This window comes from Paucibacter sp. Y2R2-4, assembly GCF_025717535.1.
GTDB lineage: Bacteria > Pseudomonadota > Gammaproteobacteria > Burkholderiales > Burkholderiaceae_C > Paucibacter_A.
In genome coordinates, this window is the sequence record NZ_JAJIRO010000005.1 from 177,819 (window position 1) to 202,805 (window position 24,987).

General features: G+C 61.7%; 23 protein-coding genes. 13 read left to right on the top strand and 10 right to left on the bottom strand.

Going from position 1 to position 24,987, the window contains the following annotated elements:
- Positions 1-20: 20 nt before the first annotated feature.
- Positions 21-296: a VF530 family protein gene (locus LNV06_RS19225; protein ID WP_263539913.1), complete on the bottom strand. Its 276-nt coding sequence runs from the start codon at positions 294-296 to the stop codon at positions 21-23.
- Positions 293-883, bottom strand: a complete 591-nt coding sequence (locus tag LNV06_RS19230) for a 1-acyl-sn-glycerol-3-phosphate acyltransferase (RefSeq protein ID WP_263539914.1) — start codon at positions 881-883, stop codon at positions 293-295. The genes LNV06_RS19225 and LNV06_RS19230 overlap by 4 nt, the downstream gene beginning before the upstream one ends.
- A 313-nt stretch (positions 884-1,196) precedes the next feature.
- Here LNV06_RS19230 and LNV06_RS19235 point away from each other — a divergent pair, with 313 nt between their 5' ends.
- The 4 genes from LNV06_RS19235 (at position 1,197) to LNV06_RS19250 (ending at position 5,739) form a co-directional block, all read left to right on the top strand.
- Positions 1,197-2,924: a serine hydrolase domain-containing protein gene (locus LNV06_RS19235; protein WP_263539915.1), complete on the top strand. Its 1,728-nt coding sequence runs from the start codon at positions 1,197-1,199 to the stop codon at positions 2,922-2,924.
- 183 nt (positions 2,925-3,107) lie between these two features.
- Positions 3,108-3,614, top strand: a complete 507-nt coding sequence (locus LNV06_RS19240) for a chemotaxis protein CheX (RefSeq protein WP_263539916.1) — start codon at positions 3,108-3,110, stop codon at positions 3,612-3,614.
- A gap of 28 nt (positions 3,615-3,642) precedes the next feature.
- Positions 3,643-4,539, top strand: a complete 897-nt coding sequence (locus tag LNV06_RS19245; RefSeq protein ID WP_263539917.1) for a response regulator — start codon at positions 3,643-3,645, stop codon at positions 4,537-4,539.
- A 12-nt stretch (positions 4,540-4,551) separates the two neighbouring features.
- The gene (locus LNV06_RS19250; protein WP_263539918.1) at positions 4,552-5,739 is read left to right on the top strand and encodes a coiled-coil domain-containing protein; all 1,188 of its coding nucleotides are present in this window, start codon (positions 4,552-4,554) and stop codon (positions 5,737-5,739) included.
- 54 nt (positions 5,740-5,793) lie between these two features.
- On the opposite strand, the gene LNV06_RS19255 is transcribed toward LNV06_RS19250, so the two are convergent.
- Entirely contained in the window at positions 5,794-6,081 is a 288-nt protein-coding gene (locus LNV06_RS19255) for a 2Fe-2S iron-sulfur cluster-binding protein (RefSeq protein WP_263539919.1), read from the bottom strand.
- 98 nt (positions 6,082-6,179) lie between these two features.
- Here LNV06_RS19255 and LNV06_RS19260 point away from each other — a divergent pair, with 98 nt between their 5' ends.
- The 9 genes from LNV06_RS19260 to LNV06_RS19300 all read left to right on the top strand — a co-directional run bounded on the left by LNV06_RS19260 (position 6,180) and on the right by LNV06_RS19300 (position 16,829).
- Positions 6,180-8,060: a M3 family metallopeptidase gene (locus LNV06_RS19260; RefSeq protein WP_263539920.1), complete on the top strand. Its 1,881-nt coding sequence runs from the start codon at positions 6,180-6,182 to the stop codon at positions 8,058-8,060.
- A gap of 26 nt (positions 8,061-8,086) precedes the next feature.
- The gene (locus LNV06_RS19265; RefSeq protein WP_263540247.1) at positions 8,087-8,590 is read left to right on the top strand and encodes a M48 family metallopeptidase; all 504 of its coding nucleotides are present in this window, start codon (positions 8,087-8,089) and stop codon (positions 8,588-8,590) included.
- Positions 8,591-8,604: 14 nt separating this feature from the next.
- Positions 8,605-9,531 (top strand): tRNA dihydrouridine synthase, encoded by a 927-nt coding sequence (locus tag LNV06_RS19270; protein WP_263540248.1) that lies wholly within the window; start codon positions 8,605-8,607, stop codon positions 9,529-9,531.
- Positions 9,532-9,567: 36 nt separating this feature from the next.
- Positions 9,568-9,963 carry a translation initiation factor Sui1 gene (locus LNV06_RS19275; RefSeq protein WP_263539921.1) on the top strand — a complete coding sequence of 132 codons (396 nt, stop codon included), beginning with the start codon at positions 9,568-9,570 and terminating at the stop codon, positions 9,961-9,963.
- Positions 9,964-10,160: 197 nt separating this feature from the next.
- Complete coding sequence (locus LNV06_RS19280) at positions 10,161-12,218, top strand: TonB-dependent receptor plug domain-containing protein (RefSeq protein ID WP_263539922.1); 2,058 nt, start codon at positions 10,161-10,163, stop codon at positions 12,216-12,218.
- 14 nt (positions 12,219-12,232) lie between these two features.
- A complete protein-coding gene (locus LNV06_RS19285) occupies positions 12,233-12,808 on the top strand; it encodes a YfiR family protein (protein WP_263539923.1) in 576 nt (191 codons plus the stop codon).
- Positions 12,805-14,898: an ATP-binding protein gene (locus LNV06_RS19290; RefSeq protein WP_263539924.1), complete on the top strand. Its 2,094-nt coding sequence runs from the start codon at positions 12,805-12,807 to the stop codon at positions 14,896-14,898. Before LNV06_RS19285 ends, LNV06_RS19290 begins: the two co-directional genes overlap by 4 nt.
- Positions 14,899-14,958: 60 nt before the next feature.
- The gene (gene dbpA / locus LNV06_RS19295; RefSeq protein ID WP_263539925.1) at positions 14,959-16,383 is read left to right on the top strand and encodes an ATP-dependent RNA helicase DbpA; all 1,425 of its coding nucleotides are present in this window, start codon (positions 14,959-14,961) and stop codon (positions 16,381-16,383) included.
- 149 nt (positions 16,384-16,532) lie between these two features.
- Positions 16,533-16,829, top strand: coding sequence for a hypothetical protein (locus LNV06_RS19300; RefSeq protein WP_318013537.1), 297 nt, complete (start codon positions 16,533-16,535; stop codon positions 16,827-16,829).
- A 38-nt stretch (positions 16,830-16,867) separates the two neighbouring features.
- Here LNV06_RS19300 and LNV06_RS19305 read toward each other — a convergent pair whose 3' ends face one another.
- The 7 genes from LNV06_RS19305 to LNV06_RS19335 form a co-directional block, all read right to left on the bottom strand.
- A complete protein-coding gene (locus LNV06_RS19305; protein WP_263539926.1) occupies positions 16,868-18,667 on the bottom strand; it encodes a glutamine--tRNA ligase/YqeY domain fusion protein in 1,800 nt (599 codons plus the stop codon).
- Between the two features lie 142 nt (positions 18,668-18,809).
- Complete coding sequence (locus LNV06_RS19310) at positions 18,810-19,190, bottom strand: DUF3060 domain-containing protein (RefSeq protein WP_263539927.1); 381 nt, start codon at positions 19,188-19,190, stop codon at positions 18,810-18,812.
- A 40-nt stretch (positions 19,191-19,230) separates the two neighbouring features.
- A complete protein-coding gene (locus LNV06_RS19315; RefSeq protein WP_263539928.1) occupies positions 19,231-19,989 on the bottom strand; it encodes a MipA/OmpV family protein in 759 nt (252 codons plus the stop codon).
- Between the two features lie 368 nt (positions 19,990-20,357).
- Positions 20,358-21,239, bottom strand: coding sequence for a LytR/AlgR family response regulator transcription factor (locus LNV06_RS19320; RefSeq protein WP_263539929.1), 882 nt, complete (start codon positions 21,237-21,239; stop codon positions 20,358-20,360).
- The gene (locus LNV06_RS19325) at positions 21,236-22,396 is read right to left on the bottom strand and encodes a sensor histidine kinase (RefSeq protein ID WP_263539930.1); all 1,161 of its coding nucleotides are present in this window, start codon (positions 22,394-22,396) and stop codon (positions 21,236-21,238) included. Before LNV06_RS19325 ends, LNV06_RS19320 begins: the two co-directional genes overlap by 4 nt.
- A gap of 57 nt (positions 22,397-22,453) precedes the next feature.
- On the bottom strand, positions 22,454-22,993 hold the full coding sequence (locus tag LNV06_RS19330) for a DUF6622 family protein (protein ID WP_263539931.1): 540 nt from the start codon (positions 22,991-22,993) through the stop codon (positions 22,454-22,456).
- A 250-nt stretch (positions 22,994-23,243) separates the two neighbouring features.
- Positions 23,244-24,791 carry a helicase HerA-like domain-containing protein gene (locus LNV06_RS19335; protein WP_263539932.1) on the bottom strand — a complete coding sequence of 516 codons (1,548 nt, stop codon included), beginning with the start codon at positions 24,789-24,791 and terminating at the stop codon, positions 23,244-23,246.
- Positions 24,792-24,987: the final 196 nt, after the last annotated feature.

The window sequence follows — 24,987 nt, forward strand, 5'->3', positions numbered from 1 at the left end:
TTTTTCTCGGCTGTTTTGGATCAGGGCCGTGGTTGGCGCTGCTGCTCCCGCAGCATAAACAGGTACAGACTCTCCACCTTGGTGCGTGCCCAAGGCGTTTTGCGCAGGAACTTCAGGCTCGAGGCAATGCTGGGGTCGATGACAAAGCAGCGGATTTCGATCTGATGCCCCAATTCTTCCCAGCCGAAATAATCGACCAGAGCGGTGACGATGGCTTCCAGCGTTAGGCCGTGCAGCGGGTCTTTCGATTTGAAAGGCTTGGCAGCCGTGTCGCTGGTGTTCGAAGCTTCACTCATTGGTGGTCAAACTGTTGCCAGTTCTTGCCTTTGAACTGCGCGTAATAGGCTTTGATTTTGACCATATCGGCTTCGATATCGCCGCTGGGGATGAACTCGGGGCCGAGTCCGCTGAGCTTTCGCTCGTAGTCCATATACGCCATCACGATGGGCACCTTGGCGGTGTGGGCGATCCAGTAAAAGCCGGTCTTCCAATAGCGGGTCTTGCTGCGCGTGCCTTCGGGGGGCACGATCAGTTGCACCGCACCGTCCGCCTCCACCAGGGCCGCGGCGGAGGCGGCCACCAGATTGGTCGACTGATCGCGATTCACCGAGATACCGCCCAGCCAGCGCATGATGCCGCCGAAGGGGAAGCGGAAGATCTGGCTCTTGCCCATCCAATACGGCGTCAGCCGCAAAGAGAAGGCCACCATCAAGGTGTAGGGCAGGTCCCAGTTGCTGGTGTGGGGTGCGGCGATCAGCACGCATTTGTGCTGTTGGGCCGGCAGATTGCCTTCGATGGTCCAGCCCTTCCATTTGAGGAAGGCGATCGAGCCGGCGCGCAGCAAGGTGTTGACGACGGGCGTGGTGAAGATGGTGCGGTGCATGAAGCAAGGGGCGCCGGGGGCGGCGCGGACCGTTGGGAGAGGAGGGGCGAACATGGAGTCGCCGATATTGGGGAGGGATTATCCCGCCGCAAGCTAGCGCTCGCGCAGCTGAGTGCCTGTTTTTTGGGCAAATCAGTAAAGAATGAGTGTTTTCAAGCACTTGGCGACTGCATGCGCAGGCTGTACACGGACTTGTCCACAGCCGCTGTGGATGCAGTTGATGCCGGCCGAATTGCATTTCATCGCGCGGTGCATGAGCAAGATGGGCCGCTTCCCTAAAGTCGCGCCATCGCAATTTCTCTGAGCTGCCCATATGCTGAGTGCGTCATCCAAGATCAAGTTTCGCGCCGCCCCCGGTGCAACATCCGCCGTGCTGGCTGCCATCGCTGGACTGGGCATTGCGCTGTGTGCGCCTCAGCAGGCTCTTGCCGGTCCCTTGCCCGCTGCCGCTGACGTGGCCGCTTATGCCGAGCGCTTGATGGATGAGCAAAAGCTGGGCCGCGAGGGCCCGGGCGTGGCTTTGCTGGTGGCGCGTGGCGATCAGTTGCTTTATAAGGGCGCGCGCGGCATGGCCAGCATCGAGCTGGGCGTGCCCTTGTCGGCCGAACAGTCTTTCCGCATCGGTTCGGTGACCAAGCAGTTCGGCGCTGCGGCCTTGCTCAAGCTGGTCGACGAGGGCCGAGCCAAGCTGGAAGATCCGCTGTCCAAGTACCTGCCCAGTTATCCGGGCGGCGACAAGATCACCCTGGCGCAGCTGCTCAACCACAGCTCGGGCATCAAGAGCTATACCGGCATCCCCGGCTATATGCACAACCCCATCCGCCGCGAGCTGAGCACCGAGCAATTGGTGGCTGAGTTCAAGGATCAATCGGTCGACTTTGCGCCCGGCCAGAGCTGGGCCTACAACAACTCGGGCTATGTCTTGGTCGGTGCGGTGGTCGAGGCCATCAGCGGCAAGCCTTGGCATCAATACATCGACGAAGCCTTGCTGCGCCCGCAAAAAATCAGCTCGGTGCGCTACCCCGGAGAGAACCTTTTGATCAAAGGCATGGTGCAGGGCTATAGCGGCGAAGCCTCTTCAGGCTACACCGTGGCGGGCTTGCTCAGCATGACCCAGCCGCATGCAGCCGGAGCCTTGGTGTCGGATGTGGAAGGGCTGTGGCGCTGGAACCAGGCCTTGCATGGCGGCAAGCTGATCTCCGCCGAGTCCTACAAGCGCATGACGACGCCAGAAGGTGCTGCCATCAAGTCACCCATGCATTACGGCTATGGCCTGGGTGTGGACAGCTTGCGCGGTCAGCTCATGCTGCAACATGGCGGCGGCATTCACGGCTTTGTCAGTACTTTGAACTACCTGCCGTCCAGCAAGACCACGGTGGTCGCGCTGCGCAATAGCGATGGGCCGGGCCTGGCCATGGACTTGTTGGTGCGCAAACTCGGCGCCTTTGCAATTGGCGAGGCCTACCCTGAGCTCAAGCCGGTGCAAGTCAGTGCGGCCGAGTTGAGCGCTGCCGAAGGGGTGTACAGCCTGGATGCCAAGACCAGTCGGAGCTTGCGGGTCCAAGGTGGCGTGTTGACCAGCACCCGCAGCGGTGGCCGGCCTTTGAATTTGATTCCCCTGGGGCACGACCAATTTGCCTTTGAAAACAGTGTGGCGCGTTTGAAGATCGAGCGCGGCACCGATGGCAAAGCCACCGGCCTGCGCTTCTTCAACGACGGTGATGGTGTCGGTGAAGCCTGGGCGCGCAGCGGCGAACTGCCGGCGGTCCACGCCAGCGTGAGCCTGACGCCTGAACAGCAGCAGGCCTTGCTGGGTGACTACGCCTCACCTCAGTTGCAGGTGAAGATCTTCTTGGGTCCACAAGCGCAATTGATGGGCCAAGTGCCGGGGCAGTCGGCGATGGAACTCAAGGCCAGTGGGCCGCGCAGCTTGCTGGTGCAGGGCGTGGACGCCAAGCTGGAGTTCTCGGCGGAAGCTGCGGCGGCACAAGAAGTTACCTTGCTTCAAGGGCCCGCGCGCATCACCATGAAGCGGCGTTGAACCTGGTTTGCGACCAGTCGTAGCACCCAGCCGAGCCCCTCATCGAGGGGCTCTTTTTCATCAAGCGAGCGAGAAGCCCTGCATAGCCCGCGCAGCTTGAGGCATAGCTTTGTCTCGTTTTGATGCAAACTCAGGCCATCGTCGCGGAGGGTTTGCGTGCAAGCTGGGGCCGTTCAGTCCAAGTTGAGTGAGGTATGGGCCAGCCTGACAGGTCAAACTTGTGCCTTTGCCTCGTCGAGCAGCCTGCCCCTGCTGCAGGCGGACGATGCCTGTTTTTCTTTGCCCATCACCGACGGCGTGACGGGTTACACCAACCACACCCGGGCCTTGGTCCTGCTGCAGATGGGTCGAGCGGAGGCCTTGGCTTTGGCCGCGGCCATGTTTGGCCTGCCTGCGGCTGAGTTGCAGCCGGCCGATCTGCAAGATGCGGGCATGGAGCTGTGCAATATCTTGAGCGCCTGTTTGTTGGAGTGTCTGGGTGACACCAGTCTGTCCCACCTGGGCTTGCCCGAGGCGCTGGCCCATGAACCCTGGCAGCGGCTCAGCCAAAGCGCGCCAGCCTTGGCGCTGTATGTATCCGACGACCCAGCCCAGCGCTTGGCCGTGATGATGATTGAAATCTCTACCGTTGCGGGCGAAGCAGGGCTGAACCCTCTGCTGCCGCCCGGCGGTTTTTCTAGCGAGCACTGAAATGATGCAAACAGCCACACCCACCCCCTTGCGTGTTCTGATTGTGGATGACAGTCGGGCCATCCAGGCCATCATTCAACGGGTCTTGCAATCGGCGTCCTTGGGGCCTTTGAGCATTGAGTTGGCCATGGACGGCGAGCAAGCCCTGCGATTGGTGAACTCCTTCCAGCCCGACTTGGTGATCTCCGACTGGCATATGCCCAAGGTCGGCGGTCTGGAAATGTTGCAGACCTTGCGTCAAATCGGCATGCACGATGTCAAGGTCGGTTTTGTCACCACCGAGACCGCACCCCGTCACCTGGATCAAGCGCGCAGCAATGGCGCCTTGTTCGTCATCAACAAGCCCTTCAAGGACGAAGACTTGTTGCGCGAGGTGCAGGCTGCTCTAGCTCAGCGGGTGGCGGAACTGGCGGCGCCCGCCAAGCCGGCCGGCGGGCAGGCTCCCGCGATTGAATCGGTCGATGCCTTGAGCCAATTGATCAAGAGCTTGTTGCGCGACATTCCCTTCCGCTTGATCCCCGCGCCGGATCAAAAGCTGGCTGACTTGAAGCTGCCGCACAACTTGGCCATGTATGTGGCGGAGGGACAAAAAACGCCTCACGCCTTGGCCGCGCTGGATGCCAATTGCTGTTGCATTCTGGGTGGCGGCGGGGCTCAAATGCAGCCCATGCCGGTGCGTGCCGCCATGCAAACCGGGGCACCCACGGCGGAGATGATGAAGTTTGCCGATCAGTTCCTGCGCAGCGCGGCCGGGCTCTTGAGCAAGGACAGCAGCACGCCAGAAGTCGGCCTGAAGGTGGTCAATTTGGTGCCCAAGCCTTTTGAGAAGTTGGGCACCTTGATGGAACGCGGCTTGGCGCGCAGCGACTACCGGCTCTCGGTGCCAGGCTATGGCGAAGGCCGTTTGGTGTTTGTGCGGGTCTGAAGGGCTCTGCTCATGGAACTCAATGTCGAAGGCCTGGCGGCGGTTTCGCTGTTTCTGGCCAATGTGATCGTGGTGATTGTGGTGATCGGCACCTATTGGCGCATGACGCGTTACGAGGAGAGCAACCACATCCACATCGTCAACGCCTTGCGAGAGGCGCGTGAAGCAGGCCGCGAGATGAAGATTGCCTCCCGAGAGCTGTTGCGGGCTGCCGAGCGTGGCGGCATTGCAGGTCCTGGTATGGGGCCTGGCATGGGCCATGCCGGGGACCATCAGCTGTCCGCCACTGATTTGCGCGCCATTGCTGAGTTGCCGCAGTTGGTTCGTCAATTGCTGGGTGCTTATGGCTCGGATCATGAATCCGCGCCCGGCGCTGAGGCGGGCGGCGCCGACGATGGGCTTGAGCGCATGCCTTGGCCCGAACGTGCCCAGGAGATGGATCAGGAGCAGTTGGAGACACTCAAGCAGAGTCATCGCAAAGAAGTCGAGCGCATCCTGGCGCAGCGCCGACGTGTGCAGATGGAGTTGAGCCATGCGCGTGAGCGCCTGGAGGAAAGCAGCCGCCTCTTGAACTCCTTCCGGGCCCGAGCCACTCAGAGCTTGTCGGATAAAGCGGACCTGAATGCTGCGCGGCAGCGGGCCGAACGCGCGGAGCGCACGGCCGCCCGGCTGCAGCGTGAGTTGGAGGAAGCGGCGCTCAATCCGCAAGTGATGACCGGCTCTCCCGGCAAACCAAGCACCGCCGATCCAGCGGCTTTGAAAAAGTTGGAGAAAGAAGCCCAGGCGCAACGCGAACAATTGGCCGATGCGGCCCGCACCATCGAAAAGCTGCGCCGCGATTTGGAGGTTTTGTCGGCCGACCCGCCGCAGCATGATGAGCCCAGTCCCGCAGACAATGAATCGGCACGCCAAAAGCTGGAGAAAGAGATCGAGCAGCTCAACGGTCGGGTGGAAGAGCTGGAGGATTCTTTACGCCGCAATCTGGTGGAGAAGAACTTTATCGAGGAGCACTATTTGAAAGAGGCGCAGAAGCAGCGCGAGGCCGAAGCTTTGCTGGCCATGCCGGCGCTGATTCAGCCTGCCGAGCCGGCCCAAACCCAAGCGCCGGAACCAGACCCGGGGCCGGAGCCGGAACAAGATCAGACGCTCGAGAAAGCAGAGGTCGAGCGCAGCGACACCTCGACTCGCCCTGCACCTTGAGCTTCAACTTGAATTTCGCCGTCAATAGAGCGCAGCGTCCGGCTTGATGAGGCCTCAAGCCCCAAAGTCCGGCCGCTTCAAGCGCAAATCACTGCAGGCTTGGGCCACGCAGGGCAGGATCCAGCCCTCGGCCTTTTCTTCGGCACTCAGGCCTGGCCACTCGATCACATAGCGAATCTCGCCCTCGAGCAAATGGCAGCGGCAGGCGCGGCAAGTGCCGTTGCGGCAGGAACTGAGCAACCCCGCGCCTGCTTGCAGGGCAGCTTTCAAGATGGTTTGGTCGGCAAAGGCCTCAAAGGGAGCTTCTTCGCCGTCAATGGCAATGCGCCAGCGTGCTTTCATGCCGCCATGATGCCTTCAAACTTGACCTTGCCGCGGTGGCGAGAGTCGCTAGACGCTATGCTGTCTGCCCTCGCCGACTCCACAAGAGCCCAGATCCCATGCCTGCCACCACCCAACAAGCTCGCGCTTTTTTCGACCAGCTGAACGAGGCGTACAACGCCGTCCACAAGCGCAAAGAAGATTTGTTTTGGGCCACCTATATGGCCACCAGTGATGACCACGCGGGCTTTGCGGCGGCCGAGGGTGAGTACAAAGCCTTTATCTCCGACCCCCTCAAGCTGAGCGAGACGCGCCAGCATTTGCAGCAACTGCAGGCCTTGCCCGCCGCCGAGCACGACGCGGCCTTGTTGCATGGCTTGACGGGCTGGCTGGCGCTGTTTGAGGCCAATATCATCGACAACGATGAAGGCCGCGCTTTGATGGCGCAGATCATCGAAGCCGAGGCGGCGCTGTTCGCCAAAAAGCGCGACTTGCAGCCCACCCATATCAATGAGCAAGGCGAGACCGAGGTGGCTACGCTGAGCATGTTGGCCACCAACCAAGCCACCAACCCGCGGGAAGAGCGCCGCCGCAGCTCCTTCGAGGGTTTTCAATCCATCGAACACTGGGTCTTGGCGAATGGCTTCTTGGATCTGGTCAAGCTGCGCAATCGCTTTGCCCGCGCCCTGGGCTTTGAGAACTACTTCGAGCTGAAGCTGCGCAAGAATGAGCGCATGACGCCGGCCCAGTTGAAGGGCATCTTGGACGACTTTGTGGCCCGTACCAACGAGGCTCACACACGCACGCTGGCTGACCTGAAGGCCCAACATGGCGAGGCGGCGCTGCAGCCTTGGAACCTGCGCTTCTTCTCTAGCGGCGACGTGGTGCGCCGCATGGACGAATACATGCCTTTTGGTCCGGCGCTGCGCCGCTGGGTCGAGTCCTTCCGGCGCCTGGGCATTCAGTACCGCGGTGCCACCATGCAACTGGACTTGTTGGCGCGCAAGGGCAAGTACCAAAACGGTTTTTGCCATGGGCCTATCCCCAGCTATGTGAACGAGAAGGGCGAGTGGGTGCCGGGCCAGATCAATTTCACCGCCGAGGCCAAGCCCGATCAGGTGGGCAGCGGCTTGCGCGCCATCAACACCTTGTTCCACGAAGGCGGCCACGCAGCCCACTTCGCCAATGTGGCGCAGAACTCGCCCTGCTTTTCTCAGGAATTCGCGCCGACCTCGATGGCCTATGCCGAGACGCAGTCGATGTTCTGCGACAGCCTGCTGGGCGACGCCGACTGGCTCAAGCGTTATGCCAAGAATGCGGCCGGCGAAGCCATCCCTGATCAACTGATCCATGACCGCATTGCCAGCAGCCAGCCGATGCGCGCCTTTGATGAGCGCTCCATCGCCGTGGTGCCTTACTTCGAGGCGGCGTTGTATGAGATGAGCGATGAGGCCCTGACGGCCGAATCGGTGCTGGCGCTGGCCCGCGCGACCGAGCTGCGAGTGCTTGGCATGGCCAGCCCACGGCCGATGTTGGCGATTCCTCATTTGCTGAACCAGGAGTCGGCGGCTTCGTACCAAGGCTATTTGCTGGCCCATATGGCGGTTTATCAAACCCGCGCCTATTTCTTGCGTGAGTATGGCTATCTGACCGACAACGTCGCCATCGGCCCGCAACTGGCCCAGCACTACTGGGTGCCTGGCAACAGCATCGACCACGATGCCACCCTGCGCAGCCTGACCGGCGAGGGCTTCTCGGCTCGCTATTTGGCTGAAGCTTGCAATCAGTCGGTAGCCGACTGCTGGCGTGAGGCGCAGGGCAAGCTGGCCGCTGCGGCCACGCGCGTCTATCCGAGCGAGGTGCCGGCCGCTTTGGACGCGCAGATCCGCGTCGTCCATGGCGATGAGGTTCTGGCCGACAGCAGCGAGGGCGAGGCCGCGATGTGCAGGCGGTTCGAGGCTTGGGTCAAAGCAAATTTCCCCCAGCCCGTGGCGGCTTGAATCGCGAAGTCTTGCTTGTGAAACCTCTGAAGTACCTGGCGGGCTACCCGGCCGATACCTTGCTGCAAGTGCAGCAGCTGATTGCCGAAGGCCCCGAGCGTTTGGGGCAATTGCTCGCGCGGCGCTATCCGCTGGGCCATGAGGTGCGCAGCGACAAGGCCTTGTTCGACTACACCCAGGACTTGAAGCAGCGCTATTTGCGCAATGCCGAGCCGCTCTCCAAGGTCTGCTTCGACGCCAAGCTCAAGATCATTCAGCATGCCTTGGGTACGCACACAAGGGCTGCGCGGGTGCAGGGCAGCAAACTCAAGACCAAGCGCGAGATCCGCGTCGCCACGCTGTTCAAGGAGGCGCCGGCCGAATTCTTGAAGATGATCGTGGTGCACGAATTGGCGCATTTGAAGGAGCTCGATCACAACAAGGCCTTCTATCAACTCTGCCAACACATGGAGCCCAGCTACGGGCAGCTGGAGTTTGACCTGCGTCTCTACCTGACGCATTTGGACTTGCTCGCCGAGGTGCAAGCGTGATTCTCTTGGCGCCGATGGAGGGCTTGCTGGACCATATGTTGCGCGATGTGCTGACCCGTGTGGGCGGCATTGATCGCTGTGTGTCAGAGTTCATCCGCGTCACCGATCGCTTGATGCCGAACCGCGTCTTCACCCGCATCGTGCCCGAGTTGCTGCATGGCGGCCTGACGCCGGCCGGCGTGCCAGTGCGCGCGCAATTGCTGGGCGCCGACCCGGTTTGCATGGCCGAGAACGCGGCCAAGCTGGCGGCCTTGCGGCCGGCAGGCATCGACCTGAACTTTGGCTGCCCGGCTAAATGCGTCAACCAGCATCGCGGTGGTGCGGTACTGCTGGACGAGCCGGAGCTGATTGCGCAAATCGTCGCCGCGGTGCGCCGCGCGGTGCCGCGCGACATGCCGGTCTCGGCCAAGATGCGCCTGGGCTATATGGACGATTCGCGCACCTTGGAATGCGCGCACGCCATGGTTGACGCGGGTGCCGAAGAACTGGTGGTGCACGCCCGCACCAAGGCCGATGGCTACAAGCCGCCGGCCTATTGGGACCGCATCGCGGCGGTGCGCGAAAGCGTGGCGGTACCCGTGGTGGCCAATGGCGAGGTGTGGACGGCGGCAGACGCCGAGAACTGCCTGGCGCAAAGCGGCTGCAGCGCTTTGATGCTGGGGCGCGGCATGGTGGCCGACCCTGGCCTGGCTTTGGCGATTCGATCGGCCGGTGGCGACGGTGTTGAGCCCCTCAGCTGGGGTCAGGTCTTGCCCTTGCTGCGCGACTTCTGGGCCTTGGTGCATATGAATGTCGAAACCAAGCATCAGTCCGGCCGTCTGAAACAATGGCTGAACTATCTGCGCCGCCGCTACCCGGAGGCGCAAGAGGCTTATATGCGGGTGCGCACCATCAACGCCCCGCTGGAACTGCATCAGCAGCTGTTTGGCTGCGCCGCTTAAGACACTTCGGGACGCTTCAGGAAGCTTGAAACCACGATGAGCTCGAACAACAAAAAAACCGCCTCCGGCTTGGCGGGCCTCGGGGCCCTGACTGGCTTGGTCTACTCGACAGACAGCGGCCGCACCTGCCCGGAGTGTCGCCAGGCCAAGGCCGACTGCCGCTGCGGCCGGCCGGTGCTGCCCAAGGGCGATGGCATCGTGCGCGTCTCGCGTGAGACCAAGGGCCGCGCTGGCAAGGGCGTCACTCTGGTCAAGGGCGTACCGCTGGATGAGGCCGGCTTGGTGGCCTTGGGCAAAGAGCTGAAAGCCGCTTGCGGCTCCGGCGGCACGGTCAAGGACGGCGTCATCGAAGTGCAGGGCGACCACCGCGAGCGCGTGATCGAGTTGCTGAAGAAAAAAGGCAGTTGGACGGTCAAGCAGGCCGGCGGCTGAGGGTTGGCGACGCCAGCTTTGGCGAATCTGAGGTTCTGCGTAGTAGCCCAAAGAGGCCCCCGAAGGAGCACGCTGCGAGATAGACTTCGGCGCGGGGAGTGGACTCGATAAGCTGACATCTGAGTCGTGTGAGCGACCGGTCGGCATCATGGGAGAAGTCCATGAAACGCGGGCGTCGGAAGCATTCTTGTGTCGCTTTGGCAGCACCACTGCTGCTGGGCTTGTCAAACGAAGCGGCGCGAGCGGCTTCCTTGCTCGATCTGGATATCGACGCTTTGTCGCAGATCGAGGTGCGCAGTGCCACCGGCTTCAAGATGCCGGCCCGCGATGCGCCCGCAGTCGTGACGGTCTTGACGGCTGCTCAGATCGAAGCGCTTGGCGCACTGAGCCTAGAGGAGGCCTTGCAAGGCATTGTCGGCCTGCACATAACGCCCAAAAATCGCAACCCCAATTTTGTCATTCGGGGCGTCGCCACTTTTGACAACCCCGAAGTCTTGGTGACCCTGAACGATGTGCCCATCAACCAGGTCTTGACCGGCGCTCTTGGGCTGGGCGTGCAACTGCCTTTGGCGGCGGTAGAGCGCATCGAGGTGGTGCGCGGGCCTGGCTCCGCCGTCTTTGGTGCGGACGCCTTCACCGGAGTGATCAATATCGTCACCCGCGATCCGATGCGGGAGCCTGAGACGGTGGCGGGCATGAATCTGGGGGCTTTTGGTGCTCGAGGCGCCTGGGTGCGCAGCAGTACCCGAGTGGCCGATTGGGGGCTGATGTTGAGCGCACAGACGCAGCGCAGTGATGGCGACCGGGGTCGCCGTGTTCAGGCGGATCAGCAGACCGAGTTCGACGCCATTTTTGGCAGCAAGGCCTCCTTGGCGCCGGGCAGTTTGGACACGCAATATCGGGTGAGCAACTTCCATGCGGAACTGTCCCGGCCCAACCTACAAGTCCGCCTGTGGCATTACCGTGCCGATCGTCTCGGCAATGCCTGGGGCGTGGGTGGTGCTTTAGACCCCACAGCCAGCACCGATGTGCGCCAAAGTCTGGGTGAATTGCGTTGGCAATTGCCGGGTAGCAGTGCCGAGCTGAGCTCCAGCTTGCGAGCCTCTTGGATGCATTTTTGGTTTGATGCCCAGTACAAAGTGTTTCCGCCCGGAACGACTTTGCCCGTTGATGAAGACGGAGTGTTGTTCGGCCCGGGCAAGTCTCGGTTGTTCACCTTCACCGAGGGCGCGATTGGCAACCCCGGATTGGTGGAGAACGACTATCGACTGGAGTGGGAGAGTAACTACGCAGGCTGGGACGGGCATCGCCTGCGCCTGGCCCTGGGTTTGAGTCAGCAAAACTTCCACGCTTGGGAGTCCAAGAATTTTTCTAATGGCGGGCCTGCGGGGATCTTGCGTGATGTGACGAACACCCCCTATGTCTACGAGCCGGACCTGAGCCGGCGCAACCGCTACCTCTCGCTGCAAGATGTCTGGCATGTGAGCGAAGGCATCGACGTGACCTTGGGCGTTCGAGCTGATCACTACAACGACTTCGGCAGCAGCGTGAATCCGCGTGCATCCTTGGTCTGGCGGCATACGCCAAGCCTGAGCAGCAAATGGTTGTACGGCCAAGCTTTCCGCGCGCCTTCGATGAAGGAGCAGTATGTGGCCTCCAATCCGCTCAACCTGGGCTCCAAGTCGCTGCAGCCGGAGCGGGTGCAGACGCTTGAATGGCAAGGCGACTGGATCGTCGGCCCCAACTTCAGCACACGCTTGGCGGTTTTTCACAACCGTTTCAGTGAGCTGATTCGCTTGGTGTCCAAGGTTTACCGCAATGTTGGCGAGTTGTCGGGGCCTGGTTTTGAGCTGGAGTTTGATTGGCGCGCCTTTGAGGCCTGCCGCTTTGCTCTCAACTACGCCTACCAACGCATTGCCGATGAGCACGGTCAGCCCGCGCCCTTGGCACCTCGCCAGACCTTGAATCTGATCGCTGAACAGCGGCTGTCGCCAGCCTTGAAGTTGAACGGTCAACTGCGCTGGGTGGGTGAGCGGCCACGTGAAGCGGGAGACATGCGCAGTGGCCTGCCGGCCTACCGTTTGTTGGACCTGGGGCTGCAATGGCAGCCGGCCGCCTCCGCTTGGTCTTGGCGATTGGGGCTGAGGAATGCCTTGGACGCCAAGGCCACCGAGCCGACTGACAGCAGCGCGCTGCAAGGGGACAACCCACTGGCGGGGCGCGAGTGGCGACTTGATTTCCGGATGGCTTTCTGAGACAGCCCAAGCCTATGACCGTGATTTCCTGGCTGGCGCATGGGTCGAAACGAGCTTTGCTGCTCGGGTGCTGTGGGCTCGTGTTTTTGAGCCCCTGGGCTCGGAGCTCGGACGCGAGCTTGGGCGAGTACCGCCTCAAGGCTGCCTACCTCTACCGTATCAGCCAGTTCATTGAATGGCCGGAGGCGGGTAAGCCGGAGCAGGCTTTCAATATTTGTGTGCTGGGCAGCGACCCATTCGGGGAAAGCCTGCGCGAATTGAGCACCCGCACAGTGGCCTCGCGGCCGATTGCCCTGCAGTACCCGGCTACGCCTCGCGAGGCGCGGGCTTGTCAAATCGTCTATATCGATGAAGCGCAGAAGAAAGCGCTCAGCGACTTGGCTGCGGTGCTGGGCGACCTGCCGGTGCTGGTCGTCGGCGGTTCGCCGCAGTTCATCGACCAAGGGGGCGCGATCGGCTTTGTGGTCGAGGCGGGCAAGCTGCGTATGGAGCTCAATCTCGACGTCTTGCGGCGCGCCAACTTGAAGCCCAGTGCCAAGCTGATTGAAGTGGCAGTACGAACTGTCGGTTCGGGGCGGGGGCGGCCATGAAGCGTCTGGCGCAAATCCCAATCCGGCACTTCAGTGTGCTCTTGATCATGGCCGTGTGTTTGGGCAGTTTGCTGCTCTCCAGCCTGGTTCATGTTTGGTCCGAGGCGCGCAGCGCGCGCAGTGCTTTGGGGGATGAGTTGACCACCTTGGCAACGGTCTTGGCCAACCGCAGCACGGCAGCGCTGGCCTTTGATGACGCCAAGACCGCCGCTGAGAACTTGTCAGCCTTGAAAGACGTTCGGCATGTCTTGCGTGCCTGCCTTTATGGCGAGCAAGGCGAGTTGTTTGCGAGTTATGTGCGGGCCTTGCCTCCACGATCTCCAGGGGCAGCGGCAGCATTGCCTGAGGCTGTTTCTCGCGCCTGTCAGATGCAGATGCCTACGGGTGAGCAGACCTTGCTGTTCAGCGCTGATGGGGCACAGCTGCGTCAGCCGGTGCATGTGGACGATCAAAAGCGTGCCTGGCTTTTGATCGATTCTTCCTTGGACGGCGTTCACGAACGCCTGCTGCAACAACTGCAGCTGCAAGGCGGCGTGCTCTTGGTGGCGACCCTGCTGGCGCTGGCGGCGGCATTGCGGCTGCAGCGCTTGATCTCGCAGCCAATCCAGCAACTCAGCCAAGTGGCCCAATCGATTGTCTCCACGCATGACTACGCCACCCGGGCGCAGCGCGGCGGACCCTTGGAGTTGGACGCCTTGTCGGCCTCTTTCAACCAGCTGATGCAGACCACCCAGCAGCAGCATGCGGAGCTGGAGTCGGCGCGAGTGATCGCTCAAGGCCGCTTTGAACAATTGCGCGACAGCGAGGCCTACAACAAGCTCTTGTTCCGAGAGAGCTGCATGGCGCAAGGCATTTTGGACCCGCAGACTCTGCGCTTTGTCGATTGCAATCGGGCTGCGCTCGAGCTGTTTGGCTTTGGCTTGCCCAGACAGTTGCTGGGTATGGCTCCGGCGGATGTGGCCCCGATACGCCAGCCCGACGGCAGTGCCTCGGGCGAACTGCTGGCGACACATTTGGCCGCCGCATTGAGCGGCGAGCGCTGCGTGTTTGAAATGCAACTCTTGCGCGAGCGGCCCGACTTGGGGCCGCTGCCTTGGGAAGCCGAACTGCACCTGGATCGCTTTGAGTCGGGGCTCAAGACGCTTTTGCAAATCAGCCTGATCGATGTCTCAGCGCGTGTCCAAGCTCAGCGTGAGCTGGAAGAGTTGAACCAGCAATTGGAGTCGCGCGTGGTGCGACGCACCGAGGCTTTGTCTGCCGCCAACAGCCAACTCAGCAGTGCCCTCGATGCTCTGCAAAACACCAAAGATGAGTTGGTGCGCAGCGAGCGCTTGGCGTCCCTCGGCGCCATGGTGGCCGGTGTGGCCCATGAGCTCAACACGCCAATTGGCAACAGCCTGGTGGTGGCATCAACGCTGCAAGAGCACAGCCTGGTGCTGCAGCGGGATATGGAAAGCGGTCAGATGCGCCGCTCCACCCTGAATACCTATCTGGACCTGGCACAAGAAAGCAGCGGCCTGTTGATGCGCAATTTGCAGCGCGCGGCCGAATTGGTCTCGCGCTTCAAGCAGGTGGCGGGCGACCAGTCGGGCGGGCAGCGGCAGCGCTTTGATCTGGCCGAGCTGCTGCAGCAGCTGACCGCGGCGCTGCAGCCTCAGTTTCTGGCAACACCGCACCAGCTTTCCTGCCAGGTGCCCGAGGGCCTCCGCATGGACAGCCGCCCTGGCGCTTTGGAGCAGGTGCTGACGCAGTTGGTGATGAACACCTTGGTGCATGCCCACTCCGCGAGTCGCGCCGGGCACACCAGGATCGAGGCTCATTTGAAAGACGGGGAGAGCGGTTTGCTGCAGCTGAGCGTCAGCGATGACGGTTGCGGCATTTCGCCCGAAGCCTTGCCACGCATTTTTGACCCTTTCTTCACCACTCGCATGGGCTCGGGCGGCAACGGCCTGGGGCTGCACACGGTTTTCAGTCTGGTCAACAAGTCGCTGGGCGGCCGCATCTCGGTGGAAAGTCAGCCCGGCCTGGGCAGCAAGTTCCTGCTGGAGATCCCGTGCATCGCCCCACGCGGCTTGGATGAAAAGCTGTGATCACCGGGTTGCTGCCGGGCTTGGAGATTCGGGTTTTTACCGAGCAGGGATAATCGGACGATGAACGCACCCGCCCAAGACAAGAATTCCTTCGCTCAACTGCCGCTGAGCGCCGCCATGCAAGCCAATCTGGCGCAGCTGGGCTATGCGCAAATGACGCCAATTCAGGCTGCCAGCCTGCCGCTGGCGCTGGCCGGCCAAGATTTGATCGCGCAAGCCCAGACCGGCAGCGGCAAGACCGCCGCCTTCGCGCTGGCGCTGCTGCACAAATTGGATGCCGCTCGTTTTGATGTGCAGGCCTTGGTGCTGTGCCCCACCCGCGAGTTGGCCGACCAAGTCACGCAAGAGATTCGCCGCTTGGCCCGCGCGGCCGACAATATCAAGGTCTTGACCCTGTGCGGCGGCTCGCCGATGAAGCCGCAGATGGAGAGCCTGGGCTTTGGCTGCCATATCGCCGTGGGCACGCCCGGCCGGGTGATGGACCATCTGGACCGCGGCAGCTTGAATCTGGCGGCTTTGAACACCCTGGTGCTGGACGAGGCCGATCGCATGCTCGATATGGGCTTCTTTGACGACATCGTCACCGTCGCCAAACAAGCGCCCAAGAAACGCCAGACCCTGCTGTTCTCGGCCACTTACCCGGAAGGCATTGCCAAGCTGAGCGCGCAATTCATGCGCGAGCCCAAAGAGGTCAAGCTCAACACCGCCGCCGTGCAAGCGCCCAGCAGCATCCGCCAATTGGCTTTTGAAGTGAGCGAGGGCGAGCGTCTGCATGCGGTGTCCTTGCTGCTGAACCACTTCCGCCCGGCCAGCACGATTGCGTTTTGCAATACCAAAGCGCAGTGCCGTGATTTGGTGGAGGTGTTGGCGGGTCAGGGCTTTGTGGCCATGGCCTTGCATGGCGACTTGGAACAGCGCGACCGGGACCAAGTCTTGATCCAGTTTGCCAACCGCAGCTGTTCCGTCTTGGTGGCCACCGATGTGGCTGCGCGTGGCTTGGACATTGCACAGCTGGAGTGCGTGATCAATGTCGAGGTGACGCCGGATATGGAGGTGCACACCCACCGCATCGGCCGCACCGGTCGTGCGGGCGCTGATGGCCTGGCCTTGAGTCTGGCCAGCCTGGATGAAATGGGCCGCATCGGCCGCATTGAGCAGATGCAGGGCTACCCCTTCGCCTGGCAAGGGCTTGATTCGCTAACGCCCAGCGCTGGCGGTGTGATGCAGCCGCCCATGGATACGCTGCAAATCCTGGGCGGGCGCAAGGACAAGATTCGCCCCGGCGACATCTTGGGCGCGCTGACCGGTGAGGCCGGCTTCAAGTTCGAGCAGGTCGGCAAGATCAATATCACCGAATTCCACAGCTATGTGGCGGTGGAGCGCAGCATTGCGCGCGAGGCGGTCAAACGCCTCTCGGCGGGCAAGCTCAAAGGCCGCAAGGTCAAGGTGCGCCGCATGGCCGATCTGGCCGAGCTTGGGGATTGAGGAGGCAGACGCTCCGCTGTTTCGGTGGCTCTGTGTTTCGTGACAAATTGGTGTCAGCGAAAGTCCTAGTGCACCGCAGGCTTTGATCCGACGTTATTTCGAGACGTATGCACATGGTCTCCCCCTCATCTGGGGCCTAGTCTTCAAGCATGGCAGTCGAGATCATGGTGACGCATCTGGAGTACACGATGGACACCCAATTCATGCAAAGCAAGACGATTCAGAACATGGCGGCCAACGCGGCCGCCACCCTGCCTAGCAGTCAGTTTGAGCTGCGCTTTCAGTCGCTGTTCCACACCGGCAAAGCGCTGTCCTTTCCCTGCGATTCGCGCGGCGATGTGCTTTTGGACATGCTCAGCAAAAAGGCGCTGGAGAACTATCTGTTCGCCCGCGCCGTGGTCGGCCACGAATACGCAAGCCCCGTGGTTCAGCCTTTGGAGGACTGAGCCACAGGGGCTTCTTCAAGCCCGCTCGGTTTTTTGCTTTACTTAGTCCAGCCGTCCTTCAGCCCGGTGATCTTGTTGAAGACCGGCTTCTCGGCTTGGTGATCATGCCGGTCGGCGACAAAGTAGCCGTGGCGCTCAAACTGGAAGTGAGTTTCCGCGGCCACGCCGGCCAGTGAAGGCTCCAGATAGGCGGTTACCACTTTGCGGCTGTTCGGGTTGATGAAGCTCAGGAAATCGGCATCGCCCGAGTCCGGCTGCGCTTCGGTGAACAAGCGGTCATACAAACGCACCTCGGCCTCAACGGCCTCGTGCACGCTGACCCAGGTGATGGCGCTCTTGACCTTCACTGCATCCGCACCCGGTGTGCCGCTCTTGGTGTCGGGCACCACGGTCGCCAGCACGGCGGTGATCTTGCCGTCCGCATCTTTCTCGCAGCCGGTGCATTCGATCACATAGCCATACTTCAGTCGCGTCTTGTTGCCGGGGTAGAGGCGGTGGTAGCCCTTGACCGGCTCTTCCATGAAGTCTTCGCGTTCGATCCAGACTTCGTGGCCGAGTTGGAACTCGCGCTGACCCAACTCCGGCACTTGTGGGTGTGCCGGTGCGCTGCTGGTTTCCACATGGCTGAGGCTGCCGAACAGCTCTGCCCAGTTCGTGAGCTTCAGTTTGACCGGATCCAGCACCGCACAGGCGCGGGCGGCCTTGCCTTCTAGGTCGGCGCGCAAGCAGCCGTCCAGCACCGAATACTCCAACCAAGCATTGCTCTTGGTCACGCCGGTGGCTTCCACCATATTGCGGATGCTGGCCGGTGTGTAGCCACGGCGGCGCATGCCCACCAGAGTGGGCAGGCGCGGGTCATCCCAGCCGGACACATGGCCTTCGTCCACCAACTGACGCAGCTTGCGCTTGGAGGTGACCACATAGGTGAGGTTCAGGCGGCCGAATTCGTACTGATGCGGCAGCGGGTGCGCCAGCAAGCCTCCGTTGGCCAAATGGCCCAGCAGCCAGTCATAGAAAGGCCGCTGGTCTTCAAACTCCAGCGTGCACAGGCTGTGGGTGATGCGCTCCAGCGCGTCTTCAATCGGATGGGCGAAGGTGTACATCGGGTAGATGCACCATTGGTCGCCGGTGTTGTGGTGAGTGGCGCGGCGGATGCGGTAGAGCGCCGGGTCACGTAGATTGATATTGGGCGAGGCCATGTCGATCTTGGCGCGCAAAATCATCGCGCCGTCGGCATGTTGGCCGTCCTTCATTTCACGAAAGCGTGCCAAGTTCTCGGCGGGTGTGCGCTCGCGGAAGGGGCTGTTCACGCCGGGGCGGCTGAAGTCGCCGCGATTGGCGCGCATCTCGTCCGGCGTCTGCTCATCCACATAGGCCAGGCCGGCTTCGATCAGGTGCTCGGCGGCGCGGTACATGAAGTCGAAATAGTTGCTGGCGTAGAACAGGTGCGAGGTGCCGCTCTGGTTCCAATCCCAGCCCAGCCAAGACACCATCTCGCGGATGGCGTCCACATATTCCTGCTCTTCTTTTTCAGGATTGGTGTCGTCAAAGCGCAGATGGCAGATGCCGCCGTAGTCACGCGCCATGCCGAAGTTCAGGCAGATGCTTTTGGCGTGGCCGATGTGCAAATAGCCGTTCGGCTCGGGCGGGAAACGGGTGCGGATCTTGGCTGCGTCCAGCGGGCCGGCAGCATGGTGAGCCGCGTCGCCCGGCGTGCCAGCAAAGTGACGCTCGGGCTGCCCGGGTTGGCCTTGTTGGGCCAGGTCGCGCTCGATGATGGTGCGCAGAAAGTTATTGCTCGGGGCGGGCTTGTTGGCGTCGGCAGTCGTTTGGGGCATGAAGTCGGCGGCGCAGGGGCGCCGTCAGAGTGGCTGGTTTGCGCTGATTTTATCGGGCTCGGCGTCAGGGGCCGGCCGAGCGTCCCCTGCAAGCAGGAATGACGCTCTCCGACAGCCGTCTCTGAGGGGCGTTCGCTGCCCTTCAGCCTTCCTCCTTCAACACATTGTTGCTGCCCGAGCGATTGATCTTGGACTTGAATCCGCGCGGCACATGCACGGTATTGCCTGTGCCGGAGATGTCGATCCGGTCCACTTCCACGCCGGATTGAATCCAAACATCGTGGTTGATGCCGGTGATGTCCAGGCTGCCGACTTTGTTGCCGGAAGTGATGGTCACATCATTGTTGGAGCCGGTGACCTCGACGTTGTAGATCCCGGCCTTGTTGAGGGTGCTCTTGATATTGAGGCCGTCCACATAGATGGTGTTGCCGTCCTCGCTGGTGCCGCCGCAGCCTAAGAGGCTCAAGGGCAGTAGGGCGATGACCGTGGCGCATAGCAAGCGGCGTGTTGGGTTCGTAGTCATTTAGATTTCCTTATGAATTGAGGTTGCGAGCTGAAGCGGTTCAAAGCAAATAGCTAAAGCCGCCGAAAGCGCTGAGGCTGCGCGACTTTTGGGTCAGGGGGCTGGCCTTGGCCTCGCTGCCCAGCTGGTTGGCACTCACGCCCAAGGAAAAGCCGCTGCGTTCCGAAAGGGCGTAGCTGAGCAAGAGGTTGATGCGCGCATCTCGGAGTCCCGCCTTGGGGTTGTAGACGGCCCAGCCGCTGCTCAGCGACTGTTGTGAGCTGACGCCGAAGTAACTCTGCATATGTTCAGCATTGACCACGCTGGCACCGACGCCGACGCCCAGCAAGATGCGAGGAGCGAGCGGCCTCGTGTAGCTGATGCCAAAGTCGGCGACCAGGCCTTTTTTTGTCTGTCCCGAGCCGTAGCGCAGCGAGTGTGTCGCTTCCAGGCCCTCTGCCAAGGCATAGTTGAAGAAGGCGCCGGCTTCGGGGCGGATGTCCACATCGCCCATGCCGTGCAGGCGAGCATCCAGCGACTCTTTGCGGCCGAAGTCGGCGGTCAAGCGCAGACCATAGGTGGCTGGTCCAGACTTTGCGAAGTTGTAGCCCAGGCCATTGCCGGTGCCGGCGAAAAAGCCGTTTGCCCAGCGATAGTCGATCAAGGGAAAGCCCTGGACGTGGTAGTCCTTGGCCCCCATGTATCTGGGCGCGTAGATGGCTCCGCCACCGATCGTTGCGCCGTCTTCGGCAATCTTGGCGCCATACAGGCGCACGGCGTCAAAGCCTTGGGCCTGGGCTGTGGCGCTGAAAGCGCTCACGAGGAGCAAACCGAGTCCCGCTCGTGCCGCTTGGTCAAGCAGCCGTCGCTTGGTGATTGAGGGGATGAAAGGAGTGAAGGGAGTGATGGAGCGTTGTGTTGGCATGGGCTTTCCTGATCGATGGGCTGGTGTGGAACCGATGGCGCCGCAAGCTGCGGTTCAATCGGTTGCTGAGGCCATTCTGTTCAGGAGGCGGCGCCGCCAGTATTCCGATGCGACGAGCCGTTAGCCTCTGGCGCCAATGGTGCTGATTGGGCGCAAGCTGTGAGGCGAAAGTTGGGCAATGCGGGGGGCAGAAAGACAGCGAGAGCTGTGGCGCCCATCCGCGCGGCGAGCCCAGCCTTCCCAGGCCAAGCTCGTCGAATTGTTTACAGGCCCTTGAACAAGGGCGCGTACAGGCGGCTGACGGCGATGCGCTCGGGGCTGCCGTGCAGGTGCAAGGTGACTTTGCCAGTTTCATCGCGGATCACGCGGTCGATGGCGTCTGATCGCACGATGACGCTGCGATGCACCTGCCAGAAGCGTTGCGTATCCAGTTGCGGCAGCAACTCACGCAGTGAGATGCGCACCAGATGCTCTTTGCTGGCGGTCAGCACGCGCACGTATTTGTCCGCGGCCTCGAAGTACAAGACCTCATCGACCGGCACCATATGGATGGTATTGCCCAAACCAACTTGCAGCAGTCGCAGTGGTGGTGCGGGTCGGGCAGTTAATGCGTTGGCCCCGGAGGCCGTATTGGCTGCGTTGCTACCGGGCTCGCCGATGGCGGTGCCCAGCAATTGGCGCAGCTGTTGGATGGCCAACTCCAATGAGGCGGGCTCAGCGACTTGCGGTGCAGGCGGGTTTGTATGACCGGCGCTCTGACGTAAAGCCAGGGCCTTCTTCAAGCGCTCGCAAGTTTGCGCCAGACGCTCGCTTTGCACTGGCTTGAGTACATAGTCGATGGCCGAACGCTCAAACGCTTGTACTGCGTACTGGTCATAAGCGGTCACAAAGACCAGCAAGGGGAAGGGCTGGTCGGCGGGCCAGTCTTCGGCCATGGCGGCAGCGGCCTCCAGACCTGTCATGCCTGGCATGCGAATGTCCAAGAAGCACACATCAGGGTGCTTTTGCAGGGCCGCATCGACGGCCGCTTGGCCATGCGCAGCCATGCTCACGATGTGCAGCTCCGGCCACAGTCGCGCCAACTCTTGGCGCAGGTTCTCGGCCAACAAGGCCTCGTCTTCGGCGATCAGGGCGGTATGTTTCATGGGTTCTGAATCGGGATGAGGATTCGCGCCAGCGTGCCGCCTTGTGGCGCTGGTGAAATGCTCAGGCTGGCCTGTGAGCCGTATTGCGTGGCCAGGCGCTCGCGCACCTGGTGCAGGCCAAAGTGCGTGCCTGATTCGGCGCCGGGGGGGAGCTCATCAGCGGTGCGGGTGTCTGGACTTGCACTTGAGTTGATGCCGATGCCGATACCGGTGTCCAGCACGTCGAGTTGCAAATGGCTGCCCATGCGCAGGGCGCGGACACTAAGCTCGCCGCCGTCAATGGCCGGCTCCAGGCCATGCTTGATAGCGTTCTCTACCAGGGGCTGAAGTAGTAGCGGCGCAATGGGGAACTCGGCCAGTTCGGCCGGCAGCTCCAAGCTGGGCCGCAGTCTCTGGCCCATGCGGATTTGCATCAACGCCAAATAGTCGCGCAAGCGCTCGAACTCGTCGCGCAAAGGGTGGCTCTCGGCGCGCGAGGCGGTGAGGGTGGCGCGCAGATAGGCGATCAGCTGGTCCAGCATGTGCTGGGCTCGCGCCGGGTCCATGCCGATCAGAACCCGCAAATTGGCCAAGGTGTTGAACAGCATATGGGGCTCGAGCTGCGATTGCAGCAGGCGCAACTGGTTCTCGGCGGCAGAGCGTTGGGCCTTCAGGGCGAGCGCATGGGCTGCCTCGACGCGGCCTCGGCCGACAAAGTACAAGGTGACGGCAACGCCAGGAATCAGCGAAATCACCAAAATCACCAGACCTTGGCGCAGGCTCACATCAACCAGCCCTACGTTTTGATGCCCGCTGATCCAATTGGCCAGCGCATTGCCCAGGCTGTAGCCCAAGAGCGTACCCACGATCAGGCAAGCGCTTTGCAAAGGCCATCCCAACCAAATCCGCGGCTCCGTATGGGCTGGAAGCGATCGGTTGAGCCCATAGAGCATGAGCTGACTCAGGCCCTGAATGATCAGTGAGCAGCAGCAACTGATCACAAAGGTGTAGAGCAAGCTTTGACCGGTCGGTTGGCCAAACACCAGGGTCTCTAGCGCGGTGAAGACCGCGGTGATCACCAAGACGATGCGCAACTGAGAAAACGCGCGTTGCCGCAAGCTGGGCGCTGCCTTAGGCGCCAATCGGTCAAGTGCTACTGCGCTCGGGGATGGTTTCATAAATCCTTGAAGAACGGGAGCGAAAGTGCTGTGCGTGAGTTGGCTGCCTTATGCGCCTTATGCGCCTTGGGCGCCTTGTGCGCCTTGCAGCTGGACTTGTGTGGGCGTTGCGCTTTGCAGAATCTGCCTCGAGCGTGCCAACAAGGCGCCACTCAGGCAGCCGAAGAGGGCACTAAAGCTGGCGGCGAAGTTGGCATTGCTGATCAGCTCCGGGCGCATGCCCAGGCTCATGCCCAGCGCAAACTTGGCCGCGAAAAGGCTCAGCATCAAAGCCAGAGGAGCCCAACTGCCGGGCACGAAGTAGAGCTGCGTTTTCGCATCGAATCGGCTGCCATGGGCCCAGCCGATTTGACGCAGCGTGGCCAGGCTCAGAACCAGAGCGAGCACCCAGGGCAGGATGACGCTGGCACCAAAACCAAAGGTGTTGAAAACGCCCCACAGGCCGTAGCCCAGCCAGACCAGCGGCAAGATCATCAGTCTTTGGCGATTCATGAAACGATCGCGACTTTGCATCACGCCCAGCACCAAGAGCATTGCCAGGATGGCCCAGACATAGGTCGGGACCTGCGACAGGATGGCGTTCAGGGCTGTAAACATGGTGTGGGCTTGTCGGTGGAGGGCTGAAGAGTGCGGCGCTTTTGGCTCGCGTCATCTGTTCAGAGTTCGCAAGCGCTGCAATGCCGGGCTCATCAATCGACTCAGTGCCCGGTGTGTTGGCATCTTGGCCGAGTCCTGGCGTGGCCCCAAGTCTGTTGCGACGAAGGGAGGCTCAAGGTCGCGAGTGGTTTGCTGTGGGCGCGAAGCGAGCTCGGCCCTGGCCGACCTTTGCAAGGCACCCCCAGCGGCTTCACCTTCGACGGCTATTGCTCCCGCCCAAAAGGCTGCCCAACACGCCGCGAACAATTTCGCGCCCCACCGAGCTGCCCATGGTGCGCATGGCTGATTTGGCGGCAGTCTCTGCCAGGCCGGGGTGATGGCCGCCGCGCGGTCCGGTGCTGCCAAACAAGAGCTCTTTCAATCCGCCCAACATGCCGCCGTCATCCGTGCTGCTCGGTACACCGTTGCCGGGCAGGCCGGCGGTGCCTGTGGGCAGGGTGGAGGGTGCTGAACCTGTGCCGGCTGCAGGTCCACCCTTGAGCTTCTCAAAGGCCGACTCGCGATCCAACATGGCCTCGTAAACGCCGGCCACCAGTGAGTTCTTGATCAAGGCCTGACGTTGTTCGGCATTGATGGGCCCAATCTGGCTGCCGGGAGGCAGCACGAAGACGCGTTCGGTCACGCTGGGGCGGCCCTTCTCATCCAACAGACTGACCAAGGCTTCGCCCACCGCGAGTTCGGTGATGGCCGTGCTGATGTCCAAGCCCGGCTTGGCGCGCATGGTCTCGGCGGCGGCTTTGACCGCTTTCTGATCACGTGGGGTGAAGGCGCGCAGCGCATGTTGCACCCGGTTGCCCAGCTGACCCAGCACCGCGTCGGGAATGTCTAGCGGGTTCTGAGTGACGAAATAGACGCCCACGCCCTTGGAGCGCACCAGACGCACGACCAGTTCGATGCGCTCCACCAGGGCCGCCGGCGCATCCTTGAAGAGCAGGTGGGCCTCATCGAAGAAGAACACCAGCTTGGGCTTGTCGAGGTCGCCCACCTCGGGCAGGGTTTCGAACAGCTCCGACAACATCCACAGCAAGAAGGTGGCGTAGAGCCGCGGCGCGTTCATCAGCTTGTCGGCGGCCAGCACATTGATGACGCCTTGGCCGGCCTCGGTTTGCATGAAGTCGGCGATGTTCAGCATCGGCTCGCCGAAGAATTTGTCGCCGCCTTGGGCTTCGATCTGCAGCAGGCCGCGCTGAATGGCGCCGACGCTGGCCGCCGAGACATTGCCGTACTGGGTGGTGAACTGCGCCGCGTTGTCACCCACATGCTGCAGCATGGCGCGCAGGTCCTTCAAGTCCAGCAACAAGAGGCCGGCGTCATCGGCAATCTTGAAGACCATTTGCAACACGCCCTGCTGGGTTTCGTTCAAAGCCAGCATGCGGGCCAAGAGCAGCGGGCCCATATCGGAGACGGTGGCGCGCACCGGGTGGCCTTGTTCGCCAAACACATCCCAGAGCGTGGTCGGGCAGGCGAGGGGCGCTGGGGCTTCGATGCCGCGTTCTTTCAAGGCGGCCAGCAACTTCTCGGAAGGCTTGCCCGCTTGCGAAATGCCGGTCAGGTCACCTTTCACATCCGCCATGAAGACAGGCACGCCGATGCTGCTGAAACTTTCGGCCAGTTTTTGCAGGCTGATGGTCTTGCCGGTGCCGGTGGCGCCGGTGATCAAGCCATGCCGATTGGCCAGTGCGGGCAGCAACAGGCATTCGGTGGTGTCATGGCGGGCCAGCAGAATCGGGTCGGACATGGGGGCTCCAGGGCTCACAGTTAATGCAGTTTTGCTTCAATGAAGACTCAAATCGCGGAGGCGATGTGATGTCGGAATTAAAGCGGTTTGCGCTTCAGAGAAGACTCATATCGCGAAGCGATGTGATGTCGGAACTAAAATCGCAGTCTATCTAACTAAATGGGGCTCGCGAACGCGCGGGTTCAGCAGGAGCAAG